Origin of the sequence: Streptomyces sp. NPDC096339, assembly GCF_044762985.1 — a bacterium.
Lineage (GTDB): Bacteria > Actinomycetota > Actinomycetes > Streptomycetales > Streptomycetaceae > Streptomyces.
Genome location: NZ_JBIWFI010000042.1, coordinates 60,100 through 77,216, shown reverse-complemented (window position 1 = coordinate 77,216; position 17,117 = coordinate 60,100). Strand labels below are relative to the sequence as shown.

The following is a 17,117-nucleotide window of genomic DNA, read 5'->3' as shown; positions in this document are numbered from 1 at the left end:
TCGTGGATGAGTGCTTGTGCTTCGGGGTTGGTGGCGGTGAGTTCGGGGATGGTGTGGCCGCCGGTGGTGCCGGCTTTGCGGACCTGGACGAGGATTTGCTTCTTGGTGGAGTAGACGGCGTCCCATACGTGGCCGCCGGCTTCCTTGAGGGCGGTGATGTCCTCGTCGCGGATGCGGCCGACGGGTGCTGCGGGCATGGGTTCGGTGAGGGTGCCGTATTTGATGCCGAGGTGTTGGAGGCCGGAGCAGAAGACGGTTCCGTCGGGTGCGTCGCGGCGGTCGGCGATCTTCTCGGATGCGTGGAGGTGGAGCAGGGAGGGGATCGGTACGTGGTGGTAGAGGTGCTGGCCGGCGACGAGGGCGTGGCCCTGGAGGCTCTGGTAGGGGAGCGACTCCCACAGGGCGTCGGCGAGTTCCGGGTTACGGCCGTCGAGTTCGGCGGTGACGGTGATACCGAGGTCGGGCCAGACGATCTCGATGTTCCGTGTGGACGCGGATGTGGACGCGGATGTGGACGCGGATAAGGCCTTGCTCATGACTGTCCCCTTCGTTCAATGAACGCCAGGGGGGGATCGATGGTCCGGCCGGAAAACCGGCAGCACACATAGGCCCCACGAAACGTGGTGGCCGGCCGTACGGACACAACAAGCGCAATCCCCCGTGCTGTTGCAACTTGTACGACGAGTACACAGGCACCCCAGTGGAGTCAGCTAGCGGCCGAAGACATGAAAACTCCCCTGGCTGGGAACCGCTCTTCGTAGATTTCTACGGGAACCATTCCCTTCTCGGCGCCACCCATGGTGAATGCTCCAGTCCGCTTCATCCCGGTCGTGATGATATGCGGAACGGCCGCACCGCAACGTTGACTTGAGTGGTGGTCAGCGCAATCCCCGACCGCGCCACGGAACCGGAACGCGCGGACGCGCGCCGTCCGTGGCGCGGTCCGCGGACGGCGCGGGGGCTCGGACGGTACCCGCGAGTAGCGCACCGCGACCGCGCGCGGAGCCGAAGGCCTCACGGACGACGCGTCGGGCGTTGGCGGAAACGAATCGGGCCGCGGAACGTCAGGGGCGGATGATCCGGACCTGGAAGTTGCCGTTGCGCAGTTCGCCGACCACCGAGATGCTGATGCCCGCCTTGTCGTCGGTGAAGGTCTCGCCCGGGCGGAACGGCGCGTCGGAGAGCTCGGAGTGCACGTTGGGCCGCCGGGTGCAGCCGCCGCTCGAACCGGCGCTGTCCGAGACCGTCACCGGGCCGTGCCCGGTGTCCACGTCGGAGTCCACCTTGTATATGAGGACCCCCGGTTTGCAGACGGCCTCGTCGTTCCCCGCCTGGGTGCGCACCTCCACCGCGTATCCGACGCTCTCCGAGATGGGGACGAAGGCCAGCTTCGTGCCACCCTCCACCGCCAGCGGCGACAGGATGTGGTCGCTGGTGCCCGACTTCGCGGCGCAGCTGATCTGCGAGCCGTCCAGCCAGCCCAGCTTCCACTTGTGCCAGCCCAGCAGGTCGTTGTTGGCGCCCCAGTCCTCGCTCATGATGTCCCAGTGCCCGACCGTGCCGCCGCCGTCGGAGGTGTAGAGGTCGGGCAGCCCGAAGACGTGTCCGTTCTCGTGGGGGAGCACCCGGTAGCCGGTCTCCCGGTAGGTGCCGGAGCCGTCGTCCTGCCGGCTGTAGACGAAGGACGTGTTGGCCAGCGGCACCCCGTCGGCGGTCGGCGCCTCGCCGTTGCCCGAGAAGGTCACCGAGAGGACGGTGTCCAGTGCGGACGGCCCGGCGTTCGGGGTCACCAGGATGTTGATCAGGTCGTACCGGGTGAAGTCCACCTCGGGGTCGGCGGCCTTCGCTATGTGCTCCACGAGCTGCCGGTAGCCGGGCTCGTACGCGGATCCGCGCTCGATCCCGTACGAGGCGAAGGGCATCGGCATCCGCAGCCAGTTCTTTATCGGCGCTTCGGCCCGGTAGGCGAGCCGCCCGTAGGAGCTGGTGCGGAACCAGTCGGAGGTCTGCGGGAAGAACTCCGCGAGCCGGTCCGCGGCCGTCCCCTCGCCCTTGGCGTCGGGGAAGTCGATCATCAGGTTCAGCGCGCGGACCTCGCCGGTCGAGCGGGAGTACCCGGGCGGCGTCGGCAGGCCCTCGGACATCTGCACGCCCATCGTCCCGGCGATCCGACACGGCGCGAGGGCCGATTCGGCGCTGGTGGCGACCGGTCCGGCGGCAGAGTGGCCGCGGCTGGACATGCCCGCGCTCGCGGTCGCCGTGACGCCGAGGGCCAGCGCGGTGAGGCCGATGTAGGCGCTGGTGAGGCGTGGCTTGCGTATCCGGTGGCGGGTCTGCGGCATTGGAGATCGCCTTCGAGTCCGCGGCAGCCGGCCCTGCCCGGTCTGCGCTCTGTTCGATCACCCTCTGACGGCCGAGGCGCGCCCGCGCGCCGGGAGAGGCCAAACGGTGACGGGCCCCGCGATGTCGTGTGACCCGGCTCACACTCGGGGGTGAAATAACCGGGGAGTGGATCCCCGTTTCAACGTGAGTCCCACGAAATGGGGACCGGCTCCCCGTTTCGGAGGGGCCGTACGGATCGCAGCGCCAGGGAGGCACCGGAATGAACCGCCACAGCACCGCGAAGGCGACCACACCCGGCACCGCCGCACCCGTCGCCGCATCCACACCCGGCGTCGCCGCATCCACACCGGCACCGGCCGCATCCGCACCGGCCGCATCCGCACCGGCCGCATCCGCACCGGCCGCATCCGCACCGGCGGCACCGGCACCGGCACCGGCACCGGCCGCATCGGCGCCGGCGGCATCCGCACCCGCGGCACCCGCACCCGCGGCACCCGCCGTACCCGCACCCGCACCCGCGGCACCCGCCGTACCCGCACCCGCACCCGCGGCACCCGCCGTACCCGCACCCGCGGCACCCGCCGCACCCGCACCCGGCGCCGCAGGCGCTCGCGCCGTCCCGCGCCCGCGGGCCGACGCCGTGCGCAATCGGGAGCGGATCCTGACGGCCGCCCGCGAGATGTTCGTCGAGTTCGGCTGCAACGCCCCCTTCGACGAGGTCGCCCGCCGGGCGGGCGTCGGCAACGCCACCCTCTACCGGCACTTCCCCGACCGCCCGGCCCTGATCCACCAGGTCGTGCTCTTCGTGATGGCCCGGGTCACCGCCTCCGCCGAGGCCTCCCTCGCGGAGGAGCCCGACGCCTTCGCGGCCCTGTGCCGCTTCACGCACGCCGCCGCGGACGAGCGGATCGGCGCCCTGTGCCCGATGCTCGCCGAGGGCTTCGACCGCGACCACCCCGAGCTCCTCGACGCGCGCGCCTCCCTGGAAGCCGCCGTCGAAACCCTCCTGACCGCCGGTCAGGAAGCCGGCCTGATCCGCACGGACATCGGCGTCGGCGACCTGATGGTCGCCCTGTCCCAGCTCAGCCGCCCCCTCCCCGGTACCGGCTGCCTCGACACCGATCGCTTCACCCACCGTCACATCCAGCTCTTCCTCGACGGGTTGCGGGCTCCGGCCCACTCCGTGCTGCCCGGTTCGGCGGCCACGCTCGAGGACCTGAGGCGGAAAACCATGTGACGCGCAGATCAGCCACAAATATGGTCTTTCAGTAATTTTCCCGTCCCAAGTCATTCATTCCGCACCGCGAAGTGGGTACCCCCATGTCGAAAACAGCCGCGACACCCGCGCAGGCTGCCGCTGATCCCAGTCGCTGGAAGGCGCTCGTCTTCATAGCCCTGGCCCAGCTGATGGTCGTCCTCGACGCGACCATCGTGAACATCGCCCTGCCCTCGGCCCAGACCGACCTCGGCATCTCCGACGGAAACCGCCAGTGGGTCATCACCGCGTACGCGCTGGCCTTCGGCGGTCTGCTCCTCTTCGGCGGCCGCATCGCCGACAAGTGGGGCCGCAGGAACGCCTTCGTCGTCGGCCTCATCGGTTTCGCCCTGGCCTCCGCCCTCGGCGGCGCGGCCAACGGCGAGGCCATGATGCTGGGCGCCCGCGCCCTCCAGGGCGCCTTCGGCGCGCTGCTGGCGCCGGCCGCGCTGTCCCTGCTGGCCGTCATGTTCACCGACGCCAAGGAGCGGGCCAAGGCCTTCGGCATCTACGGTGCGATCGCGGGCGGCGGCGGCGCCGTCGGCCTGATCCTCGGCGGCTTCCTCACCGAGTACCTGAACTGGCGCTGGACCTTCTTCGTCAACATCCCGTTCGCGATCATCGCGGCCTCGGGTGCCTGGCTGGTCATCCGTGAGCCCGCGGGCGGCCGCAACCGCGCGCCGCTCGACATCCCCGGCGTGGTCCTGTCCACGCTCGGTCTGGTCGCGCTGGTCTACGGCTTCACCCGCGCCGAGTCCGCCGGCTGGTCGGACGCGGTCACCGTCTCCATGTTCATCGCCTCGGCGGCGCTGCTCGCGTCGTTCGTCTTCGTGGAGTCCAAGGTGAAGTCCCCGCTGCTGCCGCTGCGCGTCCTGCTGGAGCGCAACCGAGGCGGCGTCTACCTCTCGCTCGGCCTGGCCGTCATCGCGATGTTCGGCCTGTTCCTCTTCCTCACCTACTACCTGCAGGTCGTGAAGGGCTTCTCGCCCGTCAAGACCGGCTTCGCCTTCCTCCCGATGATCGCGGGCATGATCACGGGCTCCACCCAGATCGGCGCCCGCCTGATGACCCGGGTCGCGCCGCGGCTGCTGATGGGCCCGGGCTTCCTGATCGCCGCCACCGGCATGCTGCTGCTGACGCAGCTGGAGGTCGGGTCCTCGTACCCGGCGCTGATCATGCCGGCGCAGCTGCTGCTCGGTCTCGGCATGGGTACGGCGTTCATGCCCGCCATGTCGCTGGCCACCCACGGGGTGAACCCGGCCGACGCCGGTGTCGCCTCCGCCATGGTCAACACCTCGCAGCAGGTCGGCGGCGCCATCGGCACCGCGCTCCTGAACACCATCGCCGCCTCGGCGACCACCGCGTACCTGACGGACCACGCGGCCGAGGCCGCGGCGGGCGGCGCCGCGGGCAAGCTCGTCCAGGCGCAGGCCATGGTCGAGGGCTACTCCTCCGCCATCTGGTGGGCCGTCGGCATCCTGATCGCCAGCTCCGCCATCGCCCTGACGCTGATCAACACGGGCCGCCCGGGCGCGGGCGGCGTGGTGACCTCCGGTTCGGCCGAGGACGCCGAGGTCAAGGTCCCGGTGATCGCCCACTGACGCGGGCGGTGCCCGTCCGGGAATGACCGGGAATGACTGACCACCCCGCTTGGTTCAAATTTGAACCAAGCGGGGTTAGTCTTTTTGAGGCGGCCCCGTACGACGCGCACGGCCCCGCGCCGCCCCCGATGGAGGAGCCCCTCATGATCGAGACCCCCACGCCCGCGCCCTCACCGGGGACCCGCATGCCGGCGCTCTACCTCAGCCACGGGGCGCCGCCGCTCGCCGACGACCCGGTCTGGCCGGGTGAACTGGCCGCCTGGTCCGCGGGTCTGCCCCGCCCCCGGGCGATCCTGATGGTCTCCGCCCACTGGGAGGAGGCCCCCCTCGCCCTCGGCGCGACGCAGACCGTCCCCCTCGTCTACGACTTCTGGGGCTTCCCCGAGCACTACTACCGGGTCCGCTACGAGGCCCCGGGCGCCCCGGAACTCGCGGCCCGGGTCCGCGCGCTCCTCCGGGCCCCCGGCACCCCCGTCCAGGACATCCCCGACCGCGGGCTCGACCACGGCGCCTACGTCCCCCTCGTCGAGATGTTCCCCGAGGCCGACGTGCCGGTGCTCCAGATATCCATGCCGACCCTGGACCCGCGCCGCCTGATGGACATCGGCCGCAAGCTCGCACCCCTGCGCGACGAGGGCGTCCTGATCGTCGGCAGCGGTTTCTTCACCCACAACCTGGCGGCCCTCCGTCACGCGGGCACGCCCGCCTGGTCGGCGGAGTTCGACGCCTGGGGCCACGAGGCCCTCGCCGCGGGCGACCTGGACTCCCTGCTCGACTTCGAGGCCAAGTCCCCCTCGGGCCGCCTGGCCCACCCCCGCACGGAACACTTCGCGCCCCTCTTCGTCACCCTCGGGGCGGCCGAGGCGACAGGCGACCTCGCCACCCGCCGCGACCCGGTGACGGGCTTCTGGATGGGCCTCTCGAAGCGCTCCCTCCAGTTCGGCTAGGCCTGGTCGAGGAGCGGCCCGGTGATGTCCGCGCCGATCGCGAACCCCTTGGCGGGCCCCTCGGGGACGATCACCTCGGTCCCGTAGGGCATCCGCACCTCGGACGCGTACCGGGCCTCGCCCGGCACGGGGCCGGTCAGCAGGCTGACGGTGCCATGTCCGTCGTAGTCGTCGATGATCAGATAGACGGGGATTCCGGCCCGCGCGTAGGCCCGCCGCTTGCGCTCGCGGTCACGTTCGAGGCTGTCCTTGCCGGGCGACACCACTTCGGCGATCAGCATCACGGCGGAGGCCTGGATCCCCAGGCCGTCCTCGGTGACGTGCTCTTCGGCGTGCTCCAGGGCGATGAGAAGGTCGGGGATCCAGACCTTCCGCTTGTGGACGACGTTGATGTCCTGGTGGGCGGCGAACTCGCCGGCATCCAAGAACTTGTCCAGGGCGCGGCGAAGTCGATTGGTGATCCGGCCGTGTGAGTAGCGACCCGTCGGTGACACCTCGATGAACTCCTCGACGATCTCGGCGTGGTAGCCCTCGGGGAGTTCCATGGCCTTCCATGCCTGCCACAGGACGTCGTCCAGGTCCGACGGGGGAGTCGCGACCTTCGGCATTACGGCCTCCAGCGTCTCGTGGGCGAGAGCGGTCATGTGCAGCACCTCCTCTGAGTGTGGGCGTCGCCGGCCGGGTGGCACAAGCGACTCTCTGATGCTGGAGGTCGTGAGTCCCATGCCGCAGGAATATGCATGAGCCTCACCCGGAAGGATGGCGGCCTGCACGCCTCCACCGATATGGCGTGCACCTTTTTGTGCGGATTGACCTTCTTGTGGCGTATCCGGCGATTCGATCGCCGGTCCAGGCAACCAGAAGTCGCCGAGAGTCGTCTTCAGGGTGGGAGTGCAGCCGTGGGCGGCGCTGTTCCGGGGTGAAGGCGGCTGTGTCGCGTGTGACGGCGGTCTCATGGGCGTCGTGGTCGTACACGTCCGTGAGGGATACCGGATCGGCCTCCGTTCCGGGCCTGACCTGCACCTCCCCGGAGTCCTGCGGCATCCGGTTCCGTCTCGTGGCGGGGCAGGATACTGCAAGATCTCGGAAAAGAGGGACCAACGTGGGAATTCTGTCCTGATTCCAGTCGTTGTTTCCTTCGGAAGCGGGCACTCGGGAGAGTGTCCGACAGGGCGTCCCACCGCAGCGCGGTGGCCGTCCGGCAGCCGCACCGCGACCGAACTCATCGCAAGGGAGCACGCATGGCAACCCGCGCCGTCGCCCGTCGTCAGTCCACGAGCAGCGCACGCGCTGTGGGCGGGGAGATCGCAGACCGCGACCTGGTCGGCATGTACCTGGACGAGATCGCGCGCACCCCGCTGCTCGACGCCGCCAAGGAAGTGGAGCTCTCGCAGATCATCGAGGCGGGCGTGTACGCCCAGCAGATCCTCGACGGCGAGATCGAGCGGGAGGGCGACGCCCCCGCACGCGCGGAGCTGGAGGCGCTGGCCGCCGAAGGCGAGCGCGCCAAGGAAGTCTTCATCCGCTCCAACCTCCGCCTCGTCGTCGCCGTAGCCCGCCGCTACCCGCGCAGCGGCCTGCCGCTGCTCGACCTGATCCAGGAGGGCAACGCCGGCCTGGTCCGCGCGGTCGAGAAGTTCGACTACGCCAAGGGGTTCAAGTTCTCCACGTACGCCACGTGGTGGATCCGCCAGGCGATCACCCGCTCCATCGCGGACCAGTCCCGCACCATCCGCCTCCCCGTGCACCTCGTGGAGGAGCTCGGCCGGATCCGCCGCGTCCAGCGCGAGTTCAACCGCGAGCACGGCCGGGAACCGGAGCACGCCGAGATCGCCGCCGAGCTGGATTCGACGGAGAAGCGCGTGGGCGACGTCCTGGACTGGGCGCGTGACCCGGTCAGCCTGAACATGTCGGTCGACGACCAGGGCGAGACGCAGTTCGGTGACCTCCTGGAGGACACCGCCGCGATCTCCCCCGAGCAGTCCGTGCTCTCGCTGCTGCGCAGCGAGGAGCTGGAGGACCTGCTCGGCAAGCTCGACCAGCGCACCGCGTCGATCATCAAGATGCGGTACGGCATCGAGGACGGCCGAGAGCGGACCCTGACGGAGGTCGGCAAGCAGCACGGTCTGACCCGTGAGCGGATCCGCCAGATCGAGAAGCACGCGCTGCTGGAGCTGAAGCGGATGGCGCGGGACACGGGCTTCGACGCCGTGGCCTAGCGCGGCCGGCCCACCCGCCCCCGAACGAGCCCCGGTGCCTATCCCCCCAGGCGCCGGGGCTCCCGCACCCCCTGGGGCTCCGCCCCAGACCCCGCTCCTCAAACGCCGGAGGGGCTGTCATTGCCCTGCGGGCAGACCGGCCGCGCTTGCGGGACGGCAGCAGCCGAAATCCAGCCCCTCCGGCGTTTGAGGAGCGGGGTGCGGGGCGGAGCCCCGCGTCCTTGGGCGGAGCGGCCTCAGTCGGCCGGGCCCCCTGCAAGGGAAAGCCGCGCGCCCAGCGCACCCGCCGCATCCCGCAGCGCCGCCGGCTCCCGCACCGTGAAGGGGAGGCCGGTCAGCGCCAGCCTCGCCGCCAGCCACTCCGGCGCGTCCCCGCTCTCGAAGCGGACCACGGTCTGCGGCCCCCCGCCCGGGAGGGCGGCGGCCCGCAGCCACGGCGGCAGCTGTTCCGCGCCCGCCGCGAAGGCGGCCTCCACCGCGTACGTCTCCCCGCCCCGCAGCCCGCGCCGCACGAGCTCCTCCGCGTCCATCGGCAGCTCCCGCGGAGTGAACCGCGCCCCCGTCGCGAACGGCTCCCGCACCCGGTCCACCCGGAAGGTGCGCCAGTCCTCGCGTTCCATGTCGTACGCCACCAGGTACCACCGGCTCCCCGTGCTGACGAGCCGGTACGGCTCCACCAGCCGCCGCGACTCCGCCCCGTCGCCCGCCCGGTACGCGAACCGCAGCCGCTCCGGCCCCGCCACCGCCCCGGCCATCGTCGTCAGCGTCCGGGGGTCCACGCTCGCCCCGTCCCCCCGCGTCAGCGCGGTCGTGGCGGACTGCAGCGCGCCCACCCGGTGCCGCAGCCGCGACGGCAGCACCTGCTCCAGCTTCGCCAGAGCCCGTACGGAGGCCTCCTCGATCCCGTCGACCGCGTGACCGGCCCCCGCCCGCAGCCCCACCGCGATGGCCACGGCCTCCTCGTCGTCGAGGAGCAGAGGCGGCATCGCGGCCCCGGCCACCAACCGGTAGCCGCCCTCCGCGCCCAGCGTGGCCTCCACCGGGTACCCCAGCTCCCGCAATCGCTCGATGTCCCGCCGGATGGTCCGCGCGCTCACCCGCAACCGCTGCGCCAGTTCGCTCCCGGGCCACTCGCGCGGGGTCTGGAGGAGGGACAGCAGGGAGAGAAGCCGTGCCGGTGTGTCGGTCATGGACCCAGATTGCCGGCGAAAGCGGACACACTCTGACCTACATGCCGTCTAAGTTTCTCCTCATGAGCACCGAGACGTCCAAGACATCGCCCGTAAGAGAGAACGGGCCCGCTTACGAAGAGGGGAACAAGGCACCCCTCGCATCCGAAATCGGCTCGCCCCAGCAGGCCGCCCCCGCCGACCGCCGCCGCTGGCTGGCGCTCGCCATCGTGATGACCGCGACCTTCATGGACCTGGTCGACGTCACGATCGTCAACATAGCCATCCCCAGCATGCGCGAGCACCTCGGCGCATCCACCAGCGCGATCCAGTGGATCACCGCCGGCTACGCCCTCGCCTTCGCCGCCGGCCTGATCACCGGCGGCCGTCTCGGTGACATCTACGGCCGCAAGCGCCTCTTCCTCATCGGTGTCGCGGGCTTCACCGCCGCCTCGCTGCTCTGCGGCATCGCGGCCAACCCGGGCATGCTCGTCGCCTCCCGCCTGCTCCAGGGCGGGATGGCGGCCATGATGGTCCCGCAGGTCCTGGCGATCATCCACGTCACCTTCCCGCCGCACGAGCGCGGCAAGGTCTTCGGCATGTTCGGCGCGATCGTGGGCCTCGGTGCCGTCTCGGGCCCGATGCTCGGCGCACTGCTCATCGAGGGGAACCTGTTCGGTCTCGAATGGCGCCCGATCTTCCTGATCAACCTGCCGGTGGGCATCGCGGCCGTGATCCTGGGCCGCATGTTCATCAGCGAGTCCAAGGCCCCCAAGGCCCTGCGCCTCGACCTCGTCGGCGTCGTCCTCGCGACCCTCGCCCTGGTCATGCTGATCTTCCCGCTCACCCAGGGTCGCGAGAACGGCTGGCCGCTGTGGGGCTTCGTCTGCATGCTCGCGTCGCCGTTCGTCTTCGCCGCGTTCATCGCCTACGAGAAGTACAAGATCAAGAAGGATGGCTCCCCGCTCGTCGAGCTCTCCCTCTTCAAGGTCAAGAGCTTCGCCGGCGGTATCGCCGTCCAGCTCACCTTCGGCATCGCGACCGGCATCTTCTTCATGGTCTGGACGCTGTACATGCAGATGGGCCTCGGCTGGAGCGTCCTGCACGCCGGCCTCACCGGCATCCCGTTCTCCCTCTCCGTCTCGGCCGCCGCGGGCATCTCCGTCGGTAAGCTCGTTCCGCGCTTCGGCCGCAAGGTGCTCCAGGCCGGAGCCCTGATCATGGCCGCGGGCCTGCTCCTCTACATCTGGGAGTCCGACCACTACGGCATGGAGATCGCCTCCTGGCAGATGGCGGCCCCGCTGGCCCTCATGGGCATCGGCATGGGCCTGATCGTCGCGCCGCTCAATGACACGACGCTGTCCGAGGTGCCGCGCAAGGACGCCGGGTCCGCCTCCGGCCTGATCAACACCACCGGCCAGATGGGCAACGCCCTGGGTCTGGCCCTGACCTCCGTCGTCTTCTTCGGGCTGATCGAGGACGACAGGGTCTTCGGCCCGCCGTACGTCGATGCCTTCCGCGGCGCGCTGTGGTCGATCGCGGCCGTGCTGGTCGTGATCTGCGCGGTGATGTTCCTGCTGCCGCGGAGGCCCATCCCGATGGAGCAGCGCGAGGGCGGCTCCGAGTACGCGGCCCCCGCCGAACCCGCAGCCGAGAAGACTCCGGTCGCCTAGCGAAACCCGCCCCGGCTCACGGACACGCCCGCCCCCCCGGCGGGCGTGTCCGTTTCTCTTTGTTCGTGTCCGAAATCGGACGTATGGTGGACGGGTCCACGCATTCGGGCACGGAACGGACGTAAACCCACATGTACGCGCCGGAGCGCCAGCAGGAGACCCTCCGCCTCGCCCGCGAGGCCGGCCGGGTCGACGTGCTCTCCCTCGCCGACCGGTTCCAGGTGACCGCGGAGACCGTGCGCCGCGACCTCACGGCCCTCGACCGGGCCGGCCTGGTCCGCAGGGTGCACGGCGGCGCCATCCCGGCCGGCCGCCTCGACTTCGAACCGGACCCAAGCGCGCGACTCACCGCCGCGGACGAGAAGGACCGCATCGCGGCCGCCGCCCTCGCCGAACTCCCCGGCGGCGGCAGCGTCGTACTCGACGCGGGCAGCACCATCGCCCGCCTCGCGGCCGTCATCCCGGTCGAGGCGGCGCTCACCGTGGTCACCCACGCCCTGCCCGTCGCCGCCCGCCTCGCCGACCACACCGGCATCGACCTCCACCTCGTCGGGGGCCGGGTACGCCACCGCACCCGCGCCGCCGTCGACGCCTGGGCGCTGCGCGCGTACGCCGAGATCCGCGCCGACGTCCTCTTCCTGGCGACGAACGGCTTCACGGCCGGGGGCGGCCTGACCACTCCCGACCTCGCCGAGGCCGCCGTCAAGCGCGCCGCGATCGCCGCCGCCCGCCGGGTCGTCCTCCTCGCCGACTCCGCCAAGGCCGGACAGGAGCACTTCGCGCGCTTCGGCTCGTTCGAGGACATAGACCTGCTCATCACGGACACGGGGCTCGCCCCCGCCCACAAGGTGGCGATCGAGGCCGCCGGTACGGAAGTTGTGCTCGTATGATCCTCACCGTCACGCCCAACCCCTCCCTGGACCGGACGTACGAGGTCCCCTCGCTCGTCCGCGGCGCGGTCCTGCGCGCCACCGGCGACCGGGTCGACCCCGGGGGCAAGGGCGTCAACGTCTCCCGCGCGGTGGCCGCCGCGGGCCACCGCACGACGGCGGTCCTCCCGCTCGGCGGAGCCCCGGGCGCCCTGATCGCCGAACTCCTCGGCGCGCAGGGCGTGGACGTCACCGCGGTCTCCATCTCCGGCCAGACCCGCTCGAACATCTCCCTCGTCGAACCCGACGGCACCCTCACCAAGATCAACGCGTCCGGCCCGGAGCTGACGCCGACGGAATCCGCCCTCCTCCTCGGGACCGTCCACGGCTGCTCCGGCGGCGCGCGGTGGATCGCCTGCTGCGGCAGCCTCCCGCGGGGCCTCGAACCCCACTGGTACGCCGAACTCGTCACCCGCGCCCACGAAGGCGGCGCCCGCGTGGCCCTGGACACCTCCGGCCCGGCGCTGCTCGCGGCGCTCGCGGCCCGGCCCGACGTCATCAAGCCGAACGCCGGTGAGCTGGCCCGGGCGGTCGGCCGCCCGCTGTCCACCCTGGGCGACGTGCTCGACGCGGCGCGGGAGCTCCGCTCACTGGGCGCGGGCGCGGTGCTCGCCTCGCTGGGCGCCGACGGCCAGCTCCTGGTCGCCGGGGACGGGGTCCACTACGGCACCGCGCAGGTCCCCGCGGACCGGGTCCGCAGCAACGTCGGCGCGGGCGACGCCTCCCTGGCCGGTTTCCTCGTCGCGGGAGGCGCCGGCCCGGCCGCCCTCGCCTCGGCCCTGGCCCACGGCGCGGCCGCGGTCCGGCTCCCCGGCAGCGCCATGCCGACCCCCGCGGACCTCGACCCCGAAGGGGTCCGCGTCATCACCGAGGACCTGCCCCTCGACCTGGTCCTGTCGGACCCCGTCACGGCTTGAGGCGCGCACGGGCGAACGGGCCGGCGCGACCCGGGCCGTGGACCGCCGGGGGCCGCCGGCCGCGGCACCACCGCACCCGCGCGGGCCGAACCGGCGAAGGACCCCGCCGGCCACGGCGCAGGGGTCGGCGGCCCGGGCCGTGGACCGCCGGGCCCAGCGGCAGCGCTACCGCACCCGCGCGCGCAGCTCCATCGCTCCGCGCGCGGCGGCCTCGCTGTCGTACACCTCGCACATGTGCCGCCCGTCCGGCGTGGCCGTGTGCTCGACCTCCCACAGGCTGAACTCCGTACCGTCCAGCAGCACGAAGGCGTGCTCGTACAGGCTGAAGCCCGCGTCCCGCCCGTCGGGGCGGCACTGCCGGGCGCTGCCGAACGCCTGCGTGATGTGGTGCGCGTACGCCGACCGCAGCAGCGCCGCCACCTCCTCGCCGGGCCGGTCCGGGTTCTCCGCGCGCCGCAGGACCCGTCGGGCGTGGTCGGCGGACTGCTCCACCGCGTACTCCCGGTGCCGCTGCGCGGGGGCCGCGGCCGCGAACAGCGCGGTCAGCACGGCGACGTCGTTCTCCGGCTCATCGTCGTCCGCGGGCAGCACCGGATCCAGCGCCGCGTCCGCCGAGACCCCGCCGAACAGCCGGGCCACGGCCAGGCAGGTCTCCGCCTTGCTCGCGAAGACCTCGTGCCGGACCGTGCGGTCGCCCTCGCCGAGCCGGTACGACAGCTCCCACAGGGAGACCGAACCGCCGTCCGCCAGCAGGTAGGTGTGCCGGTGGGTCTCCCGCCACAGCCCCGTCGCCGGGCTGTGGTGGGTGGTGTACAGCGAAGAGCTGTGGGCGAGCGCCGCGCCGAGGCGTTCGACCAACCCGTCCGGCAGGTCGAAGGAGTTGAGGGTGCGGCCGAGGAGGCGGTCGAGGTGCGCCTCGGTTGTCTCGTACGGATCGCTCAAGGTGGGTCTCCAGGCCGTCGCAGCTAGTCACTTCGCGGAAGCTCAACGTAGCCCCTGGCTCTGACATAACGTCCGGGGTTCGGTAAAACGTCCGGGAACCATCAGTGGTTCCCACCACACCTTCAGGTCAACTTCCGTACGGAAGAGCATGGTTCGGCCCGTTCTGTGGTGGAGCGCGGGACCATGGGCCGCATGGCAACCAACACAGTGGGCGTCCCGCGCCAGCAGGGACGGCCCGGCAGTCGACACGAGAGCGGGTCCGAGGGCGCGGTGCCCGCTTCAAAGGGCCTGGCCTGGCTGCTGGCCCTGACCGGGGCGGCCGGACTCCTCGCCTCCTGGGTCATCACCCTCGACAAGTTCCTCCTGCTGGAGGACCCGGACTTCAAACCGGCGTGCAGCCTCAACCCGGTGGTCTCCTGCGGCAGCGTGATGCAGAGCGAGCAGGCGCACGCGTTCGGCTTCCCCAACCCCATGCTCGGGCTGGTTTCGTACGGTGTCGTGGTGTGCGTGGCCGCGGGCCTGCTGGCCGGTGCCCGCTACCGGGGCTGGTTCTGGCTCGGCCTGAACGCGGGCACGGTCTTCGGCGTCGGGTTCTGCACCTGGCTGATGATCCAGTCCCTGTACGAGATCAACGCGCTCTGCCTGTGGTGCTGCCTGGCCTGGCTGGCGACCCTGCTGATGTTCTGGGCGGTCACCGCGCACAACGTCCGTACCGGCGCGCTCCCCGCCCCCGGCCCGGTCCGCGGCTTCTTCGCCGAGTTCGCCTGGGCCCCGCCCGCCCTGCACACCGGGGTGATCGGGATGCTCGTCCTGACCCGGTGGTGGGACTTCTGGACCGGGTGACGCCGACAGGTACGGCCGAACGCGCGAGGGCCCCGGCAGCTGGACGCTGCCGGGGCCCTCGTCGCTCGACGCGGGGGCTGGGATCAGCTGCCGACGGAGCCGTTGCCCGAGAGGACCGGGATGTTGTCCAGGATGTGCGAGAGCGGCTCGTCGCCCTTGGCCTGGGTGGAGTTCTCGGTGCACTGCTGGTTCTGCGGGTTGGACAGGACGTTGATGTCCTGGACGCCGACGTTGGCGAGGACCGCGACCAGGGACTGGGCGTTGACCTTCGCCGGCAGGCCGATGCAGGGCTTGTTCAGGGTGCCCTGGACCAGGCCGAGCTGCGGGCTCTGGTCGCCGTGGGTCTTCTGGTTGCCGTAGACCTGCGTGGCACCGTTGCCGTTGACCGTGTTGATGCCGTTGTCGTTGCCGATGGCCATGGCCGGGGCAGCGGCAGCGGCGCCCGCGCCGACCGCAACGGCGGAGACCGCGGCGGCGGTCATGAACTTCTTGAACATCTTGATCCTTTTGTCGCACGAGTGCCCGCTGATGGAGCGCCCTGGTCAACTGCCCCACCGGGGCGTTGGTTCCGGTGCTTCACTCAAACGGCCCGCGCGGCGAAGGGTTTTCCCCGGAGGGGGTGAGCCTTCTGCGGACGCGTGCGCGAAGCCCGTACGAACCCTCAGCCGTTCATGATCCGGTTGCGCTCCGTGCGAGGTGTTCGCACGGTGAGTGAGGAAGTGGATCGCTCTGGTCCGCTTGTATGCCACCACCAGAAGGAACACCCATGCACCGCACCAAGCCGTCCCGCGCCCGCATGCTCGTCCCGTCGGCCCTCGCCGTCGTCATACTGACCGGCGCGGCCGCCCCCGCCGGCGCCGCGGACGGTCAGGGCACCGCCGAGATCTCCAGGCGATCGGCGGCCGTCGAGCAGCAGATCGAGGAGATGCAGGAACGGGCGGCCGCGGCCGGCCCGATCGACGACCTCCTCGCGGGCCTCACCAAGACCCTCGGGGACCTCCTCGGGTCGCTGGGCGGCCTGCTGCCGCCCGGGGTGACGCTGCCGAAGATCCCGGAGATCAAACTCCCCGACCTCAAACTCCCCGACCTCAAGCTCCCCGACCTCTCCGACATCGTGCCCGAAATCCCGAAGCTGCCGGTGGACATCCCGCCGGCGGACACGGTGCTTCCGGACACGCCGGCGACGACGCCGCTCAAGCCTCCGGCGGAGCTGGTGCCGGAGCTCCCCGACATCCCGGGAATCCCCGATCTCCCGGACCTGCGGGGTACGGGGAGGGCCGCCTGGAGCCCGTCGCACGACTACGACTATTGAGCTGAACAGGTCTGATCCGGCACGAGGCCGTGTCGTCCGGGAGGTTGGGCCGTTTCGCTCGATGTGAGCCCCGGTTCGGGGCAGAACATCGAACAGAAGGTGCACTTCCCATGAACTCTGCCAAGAAGGCCGCCCTGGTCCTGGCCACCGCTGGTCTCGCTGCGGCCGGTGCCGCCGGCTCCGCTATGGCCGACTCGTCGGCCGACGGCGCGGCCGTGGGTTCCCCCGGTGTCCTGTCCGGCAACCTGGGTCAGGTCCCGGTCCACGTTCCGGTCAACGTCTGCGGCAACTCCGTCAACGTCATCGGTGCGCTGAACCCCGCGTTCGGCAACGTCTGCGTCAACGACTGACGTCCGCGGAGCGACTGCCAGACGGCTCGACAGCTCAACCGACTGTGGGCGCCCCGGCCTTGCCGGTGGCGCCCACAGTCTTGTCCGGGCGGCTCAGCCCTGACCGCCGTTGATGTCGATGCCGCCGAGTGCCGGGGACGCCTTGGTGGCGCCGTTCGCCAGGCCGAGCACCGTACCGGGCGCGTCGTTGCGGACCTTGTTGACCTTCTGCACCGTGCCCACGACCTTGTTGACGGCCTCGCCCTGCTCGGCCAGCGCGTTGCCGGCGGTCTGCGGGAGCGCCTCGGAGACCGGATTGACGGCGTTCAGCACCTCCGTCGCCCCGCCGGTCAAGCTCATCGGGGGCATCGCCGCGGCCGGGGCGTCGGCTGCGAAGGCGGGGGCGGCGGCACCGAGGGCGGCTACGGAGCCGACGATGACAGCGGCGACCTTCGAGAGCTTCATTGTCGAAATCCTCTTCTTTCGTGGACAGAGGTCGGCGGCGACCATCGCGCCGCTTTTCTCCATGGGTAACGATCGCCCGCCCGTACGGAAACGCGGAGGGCCGCAGGCGCATAGTGCGGACATGACAGCGGCCGGAGAATCCGATCGGGGATTCTCCGGCCGCTGTCTTTTCC

Annotated in this window: 16 protein-coding genes and 1 pseudogene; 10 read left to right on the top strand and 7 right to left on the bottom strand. The window is 71.2% G+C overall.

The window, feature by feature from the left end; translation table 11 throughout:
* Nucleotides 1-536 (bottom strand): annotated as a pseudogene (locus ACIQ5Y_RS34865) (hypothetical protein); the annotation flags it as partial.
* A 528-nt stretch (nt 537-1,064) separates the two neighbouring features.
* Nucleotides 1,065-2,342 carry a M6 family metalloprotease domain-containing protein gene (locus ACIQ5Y_RS34860; RefSeq protein ID WP_403889837.1) on the bottom strand — a complete coding sequence of 426 codons (1,278 nt, stop codon included), beginning with the start codon at nt 2,340-2,342 and terminating at the stop codon, nt 1,065-1,067.
* Nucleotides 2,343-2,983: 641 nt separating this feature from the next.
* Here ACIQ5Y_RS34860 and ACIQ5Y_RS34855 point away from each other — a divergent pair.
* The 3 genes from ACIQ5Y_RS34855 (at nt 2,984) to ACIQ5Y_RS34845 (ending at nt 6,146) form a co-directional block, all read left to right on the top strand.
* Nucleotides 2,984-3,580 carry a TetR/AcrR family transcriptional regulator gene (locus ACIQ5Y_RS34855; RefSeq protein ID WP_403889834.1) on the top strand — a complete coding sequence of 199 codons (597 nt, stop codon included), beginning with the start codon at nt 2,984-2,986 and terminating at the stop codon, nt 3,578-3,580.
* An 83-nt stretch (nt 3,581-3,663) separates the two neighbouring features.
* The gene (locus ACIQ5Y_RS34850) at nt 3,664-5,199 is read left to right on the top strand and encodes an MFS transporter (RefSeq protein ID WP_403889831.1); all 1,536 of its coding nucleotides are present in this window, start codon (nt 3,664-3,666) and stop codon (nt 5,197-5,199) included.
* A 143-nt stretch (nt 5,200-5,342) separates the two neighbouring features.
* The gene (locus ACIQ5Y_RS34845) at nt 5,343-6,146 is read left to right on the top strand and encodes a dioxygenase (RefSeq protein WP_403889828.1); all 804 of its coding nucleotides are present in this window, start codon (nt 5,343-5,345) and stop codon (nt 6,144-6,146) included.
* Here the strand turns inward: ACIQ5Y_RS34845 and ACIQ5Y_RS34840 are convergent.
* Nucleotides 6,143-6,790, bottom strand: a complete 648-nt coding sequence (locus ACIQ5Y_RS34840; RefSeq protein WP_403889825.1) for a Uma2 family endonuclease — start codon at nt 6,788-6,790, stop codon at nt 6,143-6,145. The two genes, ACIQ5Y_RS34845 and ACIQ5Y_RS34840, sit on opposite strands and share 4 nt — an antisense overlap.
* 597 nt (nt 6,791-7,387) lie before the next feature.
* Between ACIQ5Y_RS34840 and ACIQ5Y_RS34835 the strand changes: the two genes are divergently transcribed.
* Nucleotides 7,388-8,365 carry an RNA polymerase sigma factor RpoD/SigA gene (locus tag ACIQ5Y_RS34835; RefSeq protein WP_403889822.1) on the top strand — a complete coding sequence of 326 codons (978 nt, stop codon included), beginning with the start codon at nt 7,388-7,390 and terminating at the stop codon, nt 8,363-8,365.
* Between the two features lie 236 nt (nt 8,366-8,601).
* On the opposite strand, the gene ACIQ5Y_RS34830 is transcribed toward ACIQ5Y_RS34835, so the two are convergent.
* The gene (locus ACIQ5Y_RS34830) at nt 8,602-9,555 is read right to left on the bottom strand and encodes a helix-turn-helix transcriptional regulator (protein ID WP_403889819.1); all 954 of its coding nucleotides are present in this window, start codon (nt 9,553-9,555) and stop codon (nt 8,602-8,604) included.
* Between the two features lie 62 nt (nt 9,556-9,617).
* Between ACIQ5Y_RS34830 and ACIQ5Y_RS34825 the strand changes: the two genes are divergently transcribed.
* The 3 genes from ACIQ5Y_RS34825 (at nt 9,618) to pfkB (ending at nt 13,053) form a co-directional block, all read left to right on the top strand.
* Nucleotides 9,618-11,207 (top strand): MFS transporter, encoded by a 1,590-nt coding sequence (locus ACIQ5Y_RS34825; RefSeq protein WP_403889816.1) that lies wholly within the window; start codon nt 9,618-9,620, stop codon nt 11,205-11,207.
* A gap of 131 nt (nt 11,208-11,338) precedes the next feature.
* Nucleotides 11,339-12,097: a DeoR/GlpR family DNA-binding transcription regulator gene (locus ACIQ5Y_RS34820; protein ID WP_403889813.1), complete on the top strand. Its 759-nt coding sequence runs from the start codon at nt 11,339-11,341 to the stop codon at nt 12,095-12,097.
* Nucleotides 12,094-13,053, top strand: a complete 960-nt coding sequence (gene pfkB, locus ACIQ5Y_RS34815; RefSeq protein ID WP_403889810.1) for a 1-phosphofructokinase — start codon at nt 12,094-12,096, stop codon at nt 13,051-13,053. Before ACIQ5Y_RS34820 ends, pfkB begins: the two co-directional genes overlap by 4 nt.
* Nucleotides 13,054-13,218: 165 nt before the next feature.
* Here pfkB and ACIQ5Y_RS34810 read toward each other — a convergent pair whose 3' ends face one another.
* Nucleotides 13,219-13,995, bottom strand: a complete 777-nt coding sequence (locus ACIQ5Y_RS34810) for a DUF6227 family protein (RefSeq protein WP_403889807.1) — start codon at nt 13,993-13,995, stop codon at nt 13,219-13,221.
* 192 nt (nt 13,996-14,187) lie between these two features.
* On the opposite strand from ACIQ5Y_RS34810, the gene ACIQ5Y_RS34805 reads away from it, so the two are divergent.
* On the top strand, nt 14,188-14,838 hold the full coding sequence (locus tag ACIQ5Y_RS34805; RefSeq protein ID WP_403889804.1) for a vitamin K epoxide reductase family protein: 651 nt from the start codon (nt 14,188-14,190) through the stop codon (nt 14,836-14,838).
* Nucleotides 14,839-14,921: 83 nt separating this feature from the next.
* Here the strand turns inward: ACIQ5Y_RS34805 and ACIQ5Y_RS34800 are convergent, their stop codons facing one another.
* The gene (locus ACIQ5Y_RS34800; protein ID WP_384757399.1) at nt 14,922-15,335 is read right to left on the bottom strand and encodes a rodlin; all 414 of its coding nucleotides are present in this window, start codon (nt 15,333-15,335) and stop codon (nt 14,922-14,924) included.
* Between the two features lie 269 nt (nt 15,336-15,604).
* On the opposite strand from ACIQ5Y_RS34800, the gene ACIQ5Y_RS34795 reads away from it, so the two are divergent.
* Complete coding sequence (locus ACIQ5Y_RS34795) at nt 15,605-16,150, top strand: hypothetical protein (RefSeq protein ID WP_403889801.1); 546 nt, start codon at nt 15,605-15,607, stop codon at nt 16,148-16,150.
* Nucleotides 16,151-16,260: 110 nt separating this feature from the next.
* A complete protein-coding gene (locus ACIQ5Y_RS34790) occupies nt 16,261-16,500 on the top strand; it encodes a chaplin (protein WP_376661683.1) in 240 nt (79 codons plus the stop codon).
* A 93-nt stretch (nt 16,501-16,593) separates the two neighbouring features.
* Here the strand turns inward: ACIQ5Y_RS34790 and ACIQ5Y_RS34785 are convergent, their stop codons facing one another.
* Nucleotides 16,594-16,944 carry a hypothetical protein gene (locus tag ACIQ5Y_RS34785; protein WP_403889798.1) on the bottom strand — a complete coding sequence of 117 codons (351 nt, stop codon included), beginning with the start codon at nt 16,942-16,944 and terminating at the stop codon, nt 16,594-16,596.
* Between the last annotated feature and the right edge of the window lie 173 nt (nt 16,945-17,117).

Bases quoted from the DNA above. Each gene is read 5' to 3' on its own strand.
- ACIQ5Y_RS34860 (WP_403889837.1), bottom strand. From the start codon at position 2,342: ATGCCGCAGACCCGCCACCGGATACGCAAGCCACGCCTCACCAGCGCC.
- ACIQ5Y_RS34850 (WP_403889831.1), top strand. From the start codon at position 3,664: ATGTCGAAAACAGCCGCGACACCCGCGCAGGCTGCCGCTGATCCCAGT.
- ACIQ5Y_RS34845 (WP_403889828.1), top strand. From the start codon at position 5,343: ATGATCGAGACCCCCACGCCCGCGCCCTCACCGGGGACCCGCATGCCG.
- ACIQ5Y_RS34840 (WP_403889825.1), bottom strand. From the start codon at position 6,790: ATGACCGCTCTCGCCCACGAGACGCTGGAGGCCGTAATGCCGAAGGTC.
- ACIQ5Y_RS34835 (WP_403889822.1), top strand. From the start codon at position 7,388: ATGGCAACCCGCGCCGTCGCCCGTCGTCAGTCCACGAGCAGCGCACGC.
- ACIQ5Y_RS34830 (WP_403889819.1), bottom strand. From the start codon at position 9,555: ATGACCGACACACCGGCACGGCTTCTCTCCCTGCTGTCCCTCCTCCAG.
- ACIQ5Y_RS34825 (WP_403889816.1), top strand. From the start codon at position 9,618: ATGAGCACCGAGACGTCCAAGACATCGCCCGTAAGAGAGAACGGGCCC.
- ACIQ5Y_RS34820 (WP_403889813.1), top strand. From the start codon at position 11,339: ATGTACGCGCCGGAGCGCCAGCAGGAGACCCTCCGCCTCGCCCGCGAG.
- pfkB (WP_403889810.1), top strand. From the start codon at position 12,094: ATGATCCTCACCGTCACGCCCAACCCCTCCCTGGACCGGACGTACGAG.
- ACIQ5Y_RS34805 (WP_403889804.1), top strand. From the start codon at position 14,188: ATGGCAACCAACACAGTGGGCGTCCCGCGCCAGCAGGGACGGCCCGGC.
- ACIQ5Y_RS34800 (WP_384757399.1), bottom strand. From the start codon at position 15,335: ATGTTCAAGAAGTTCATGACCGCCGCCGCGGTCTCCGCCGTTGCGGTC.
- ACIQ5Y_RS34795 (WP_403889801.1), top strand. From the start codon at position 15,605: ATGCACCGCACCAAGCCGTCCCGCGCCCGCATGCTCGTCCCGTCGGCC.
- ACIQ5Y_RS34790 (WP_376661683.1), top strand. From the start codon at position 16,261: ATGAACTCTGCCAAGAAGGCCGCCCTGGTCCTGGCCACCGCTGGTCTC.
- ACIQ5Y_RS34785 (WP_403889798.1), bottom strand. From the start codon at position 16,944: ATGAAGCTCTCGAAGGTCGCCGCTGTCATCGTCGGCTCCGTAGCCGCC.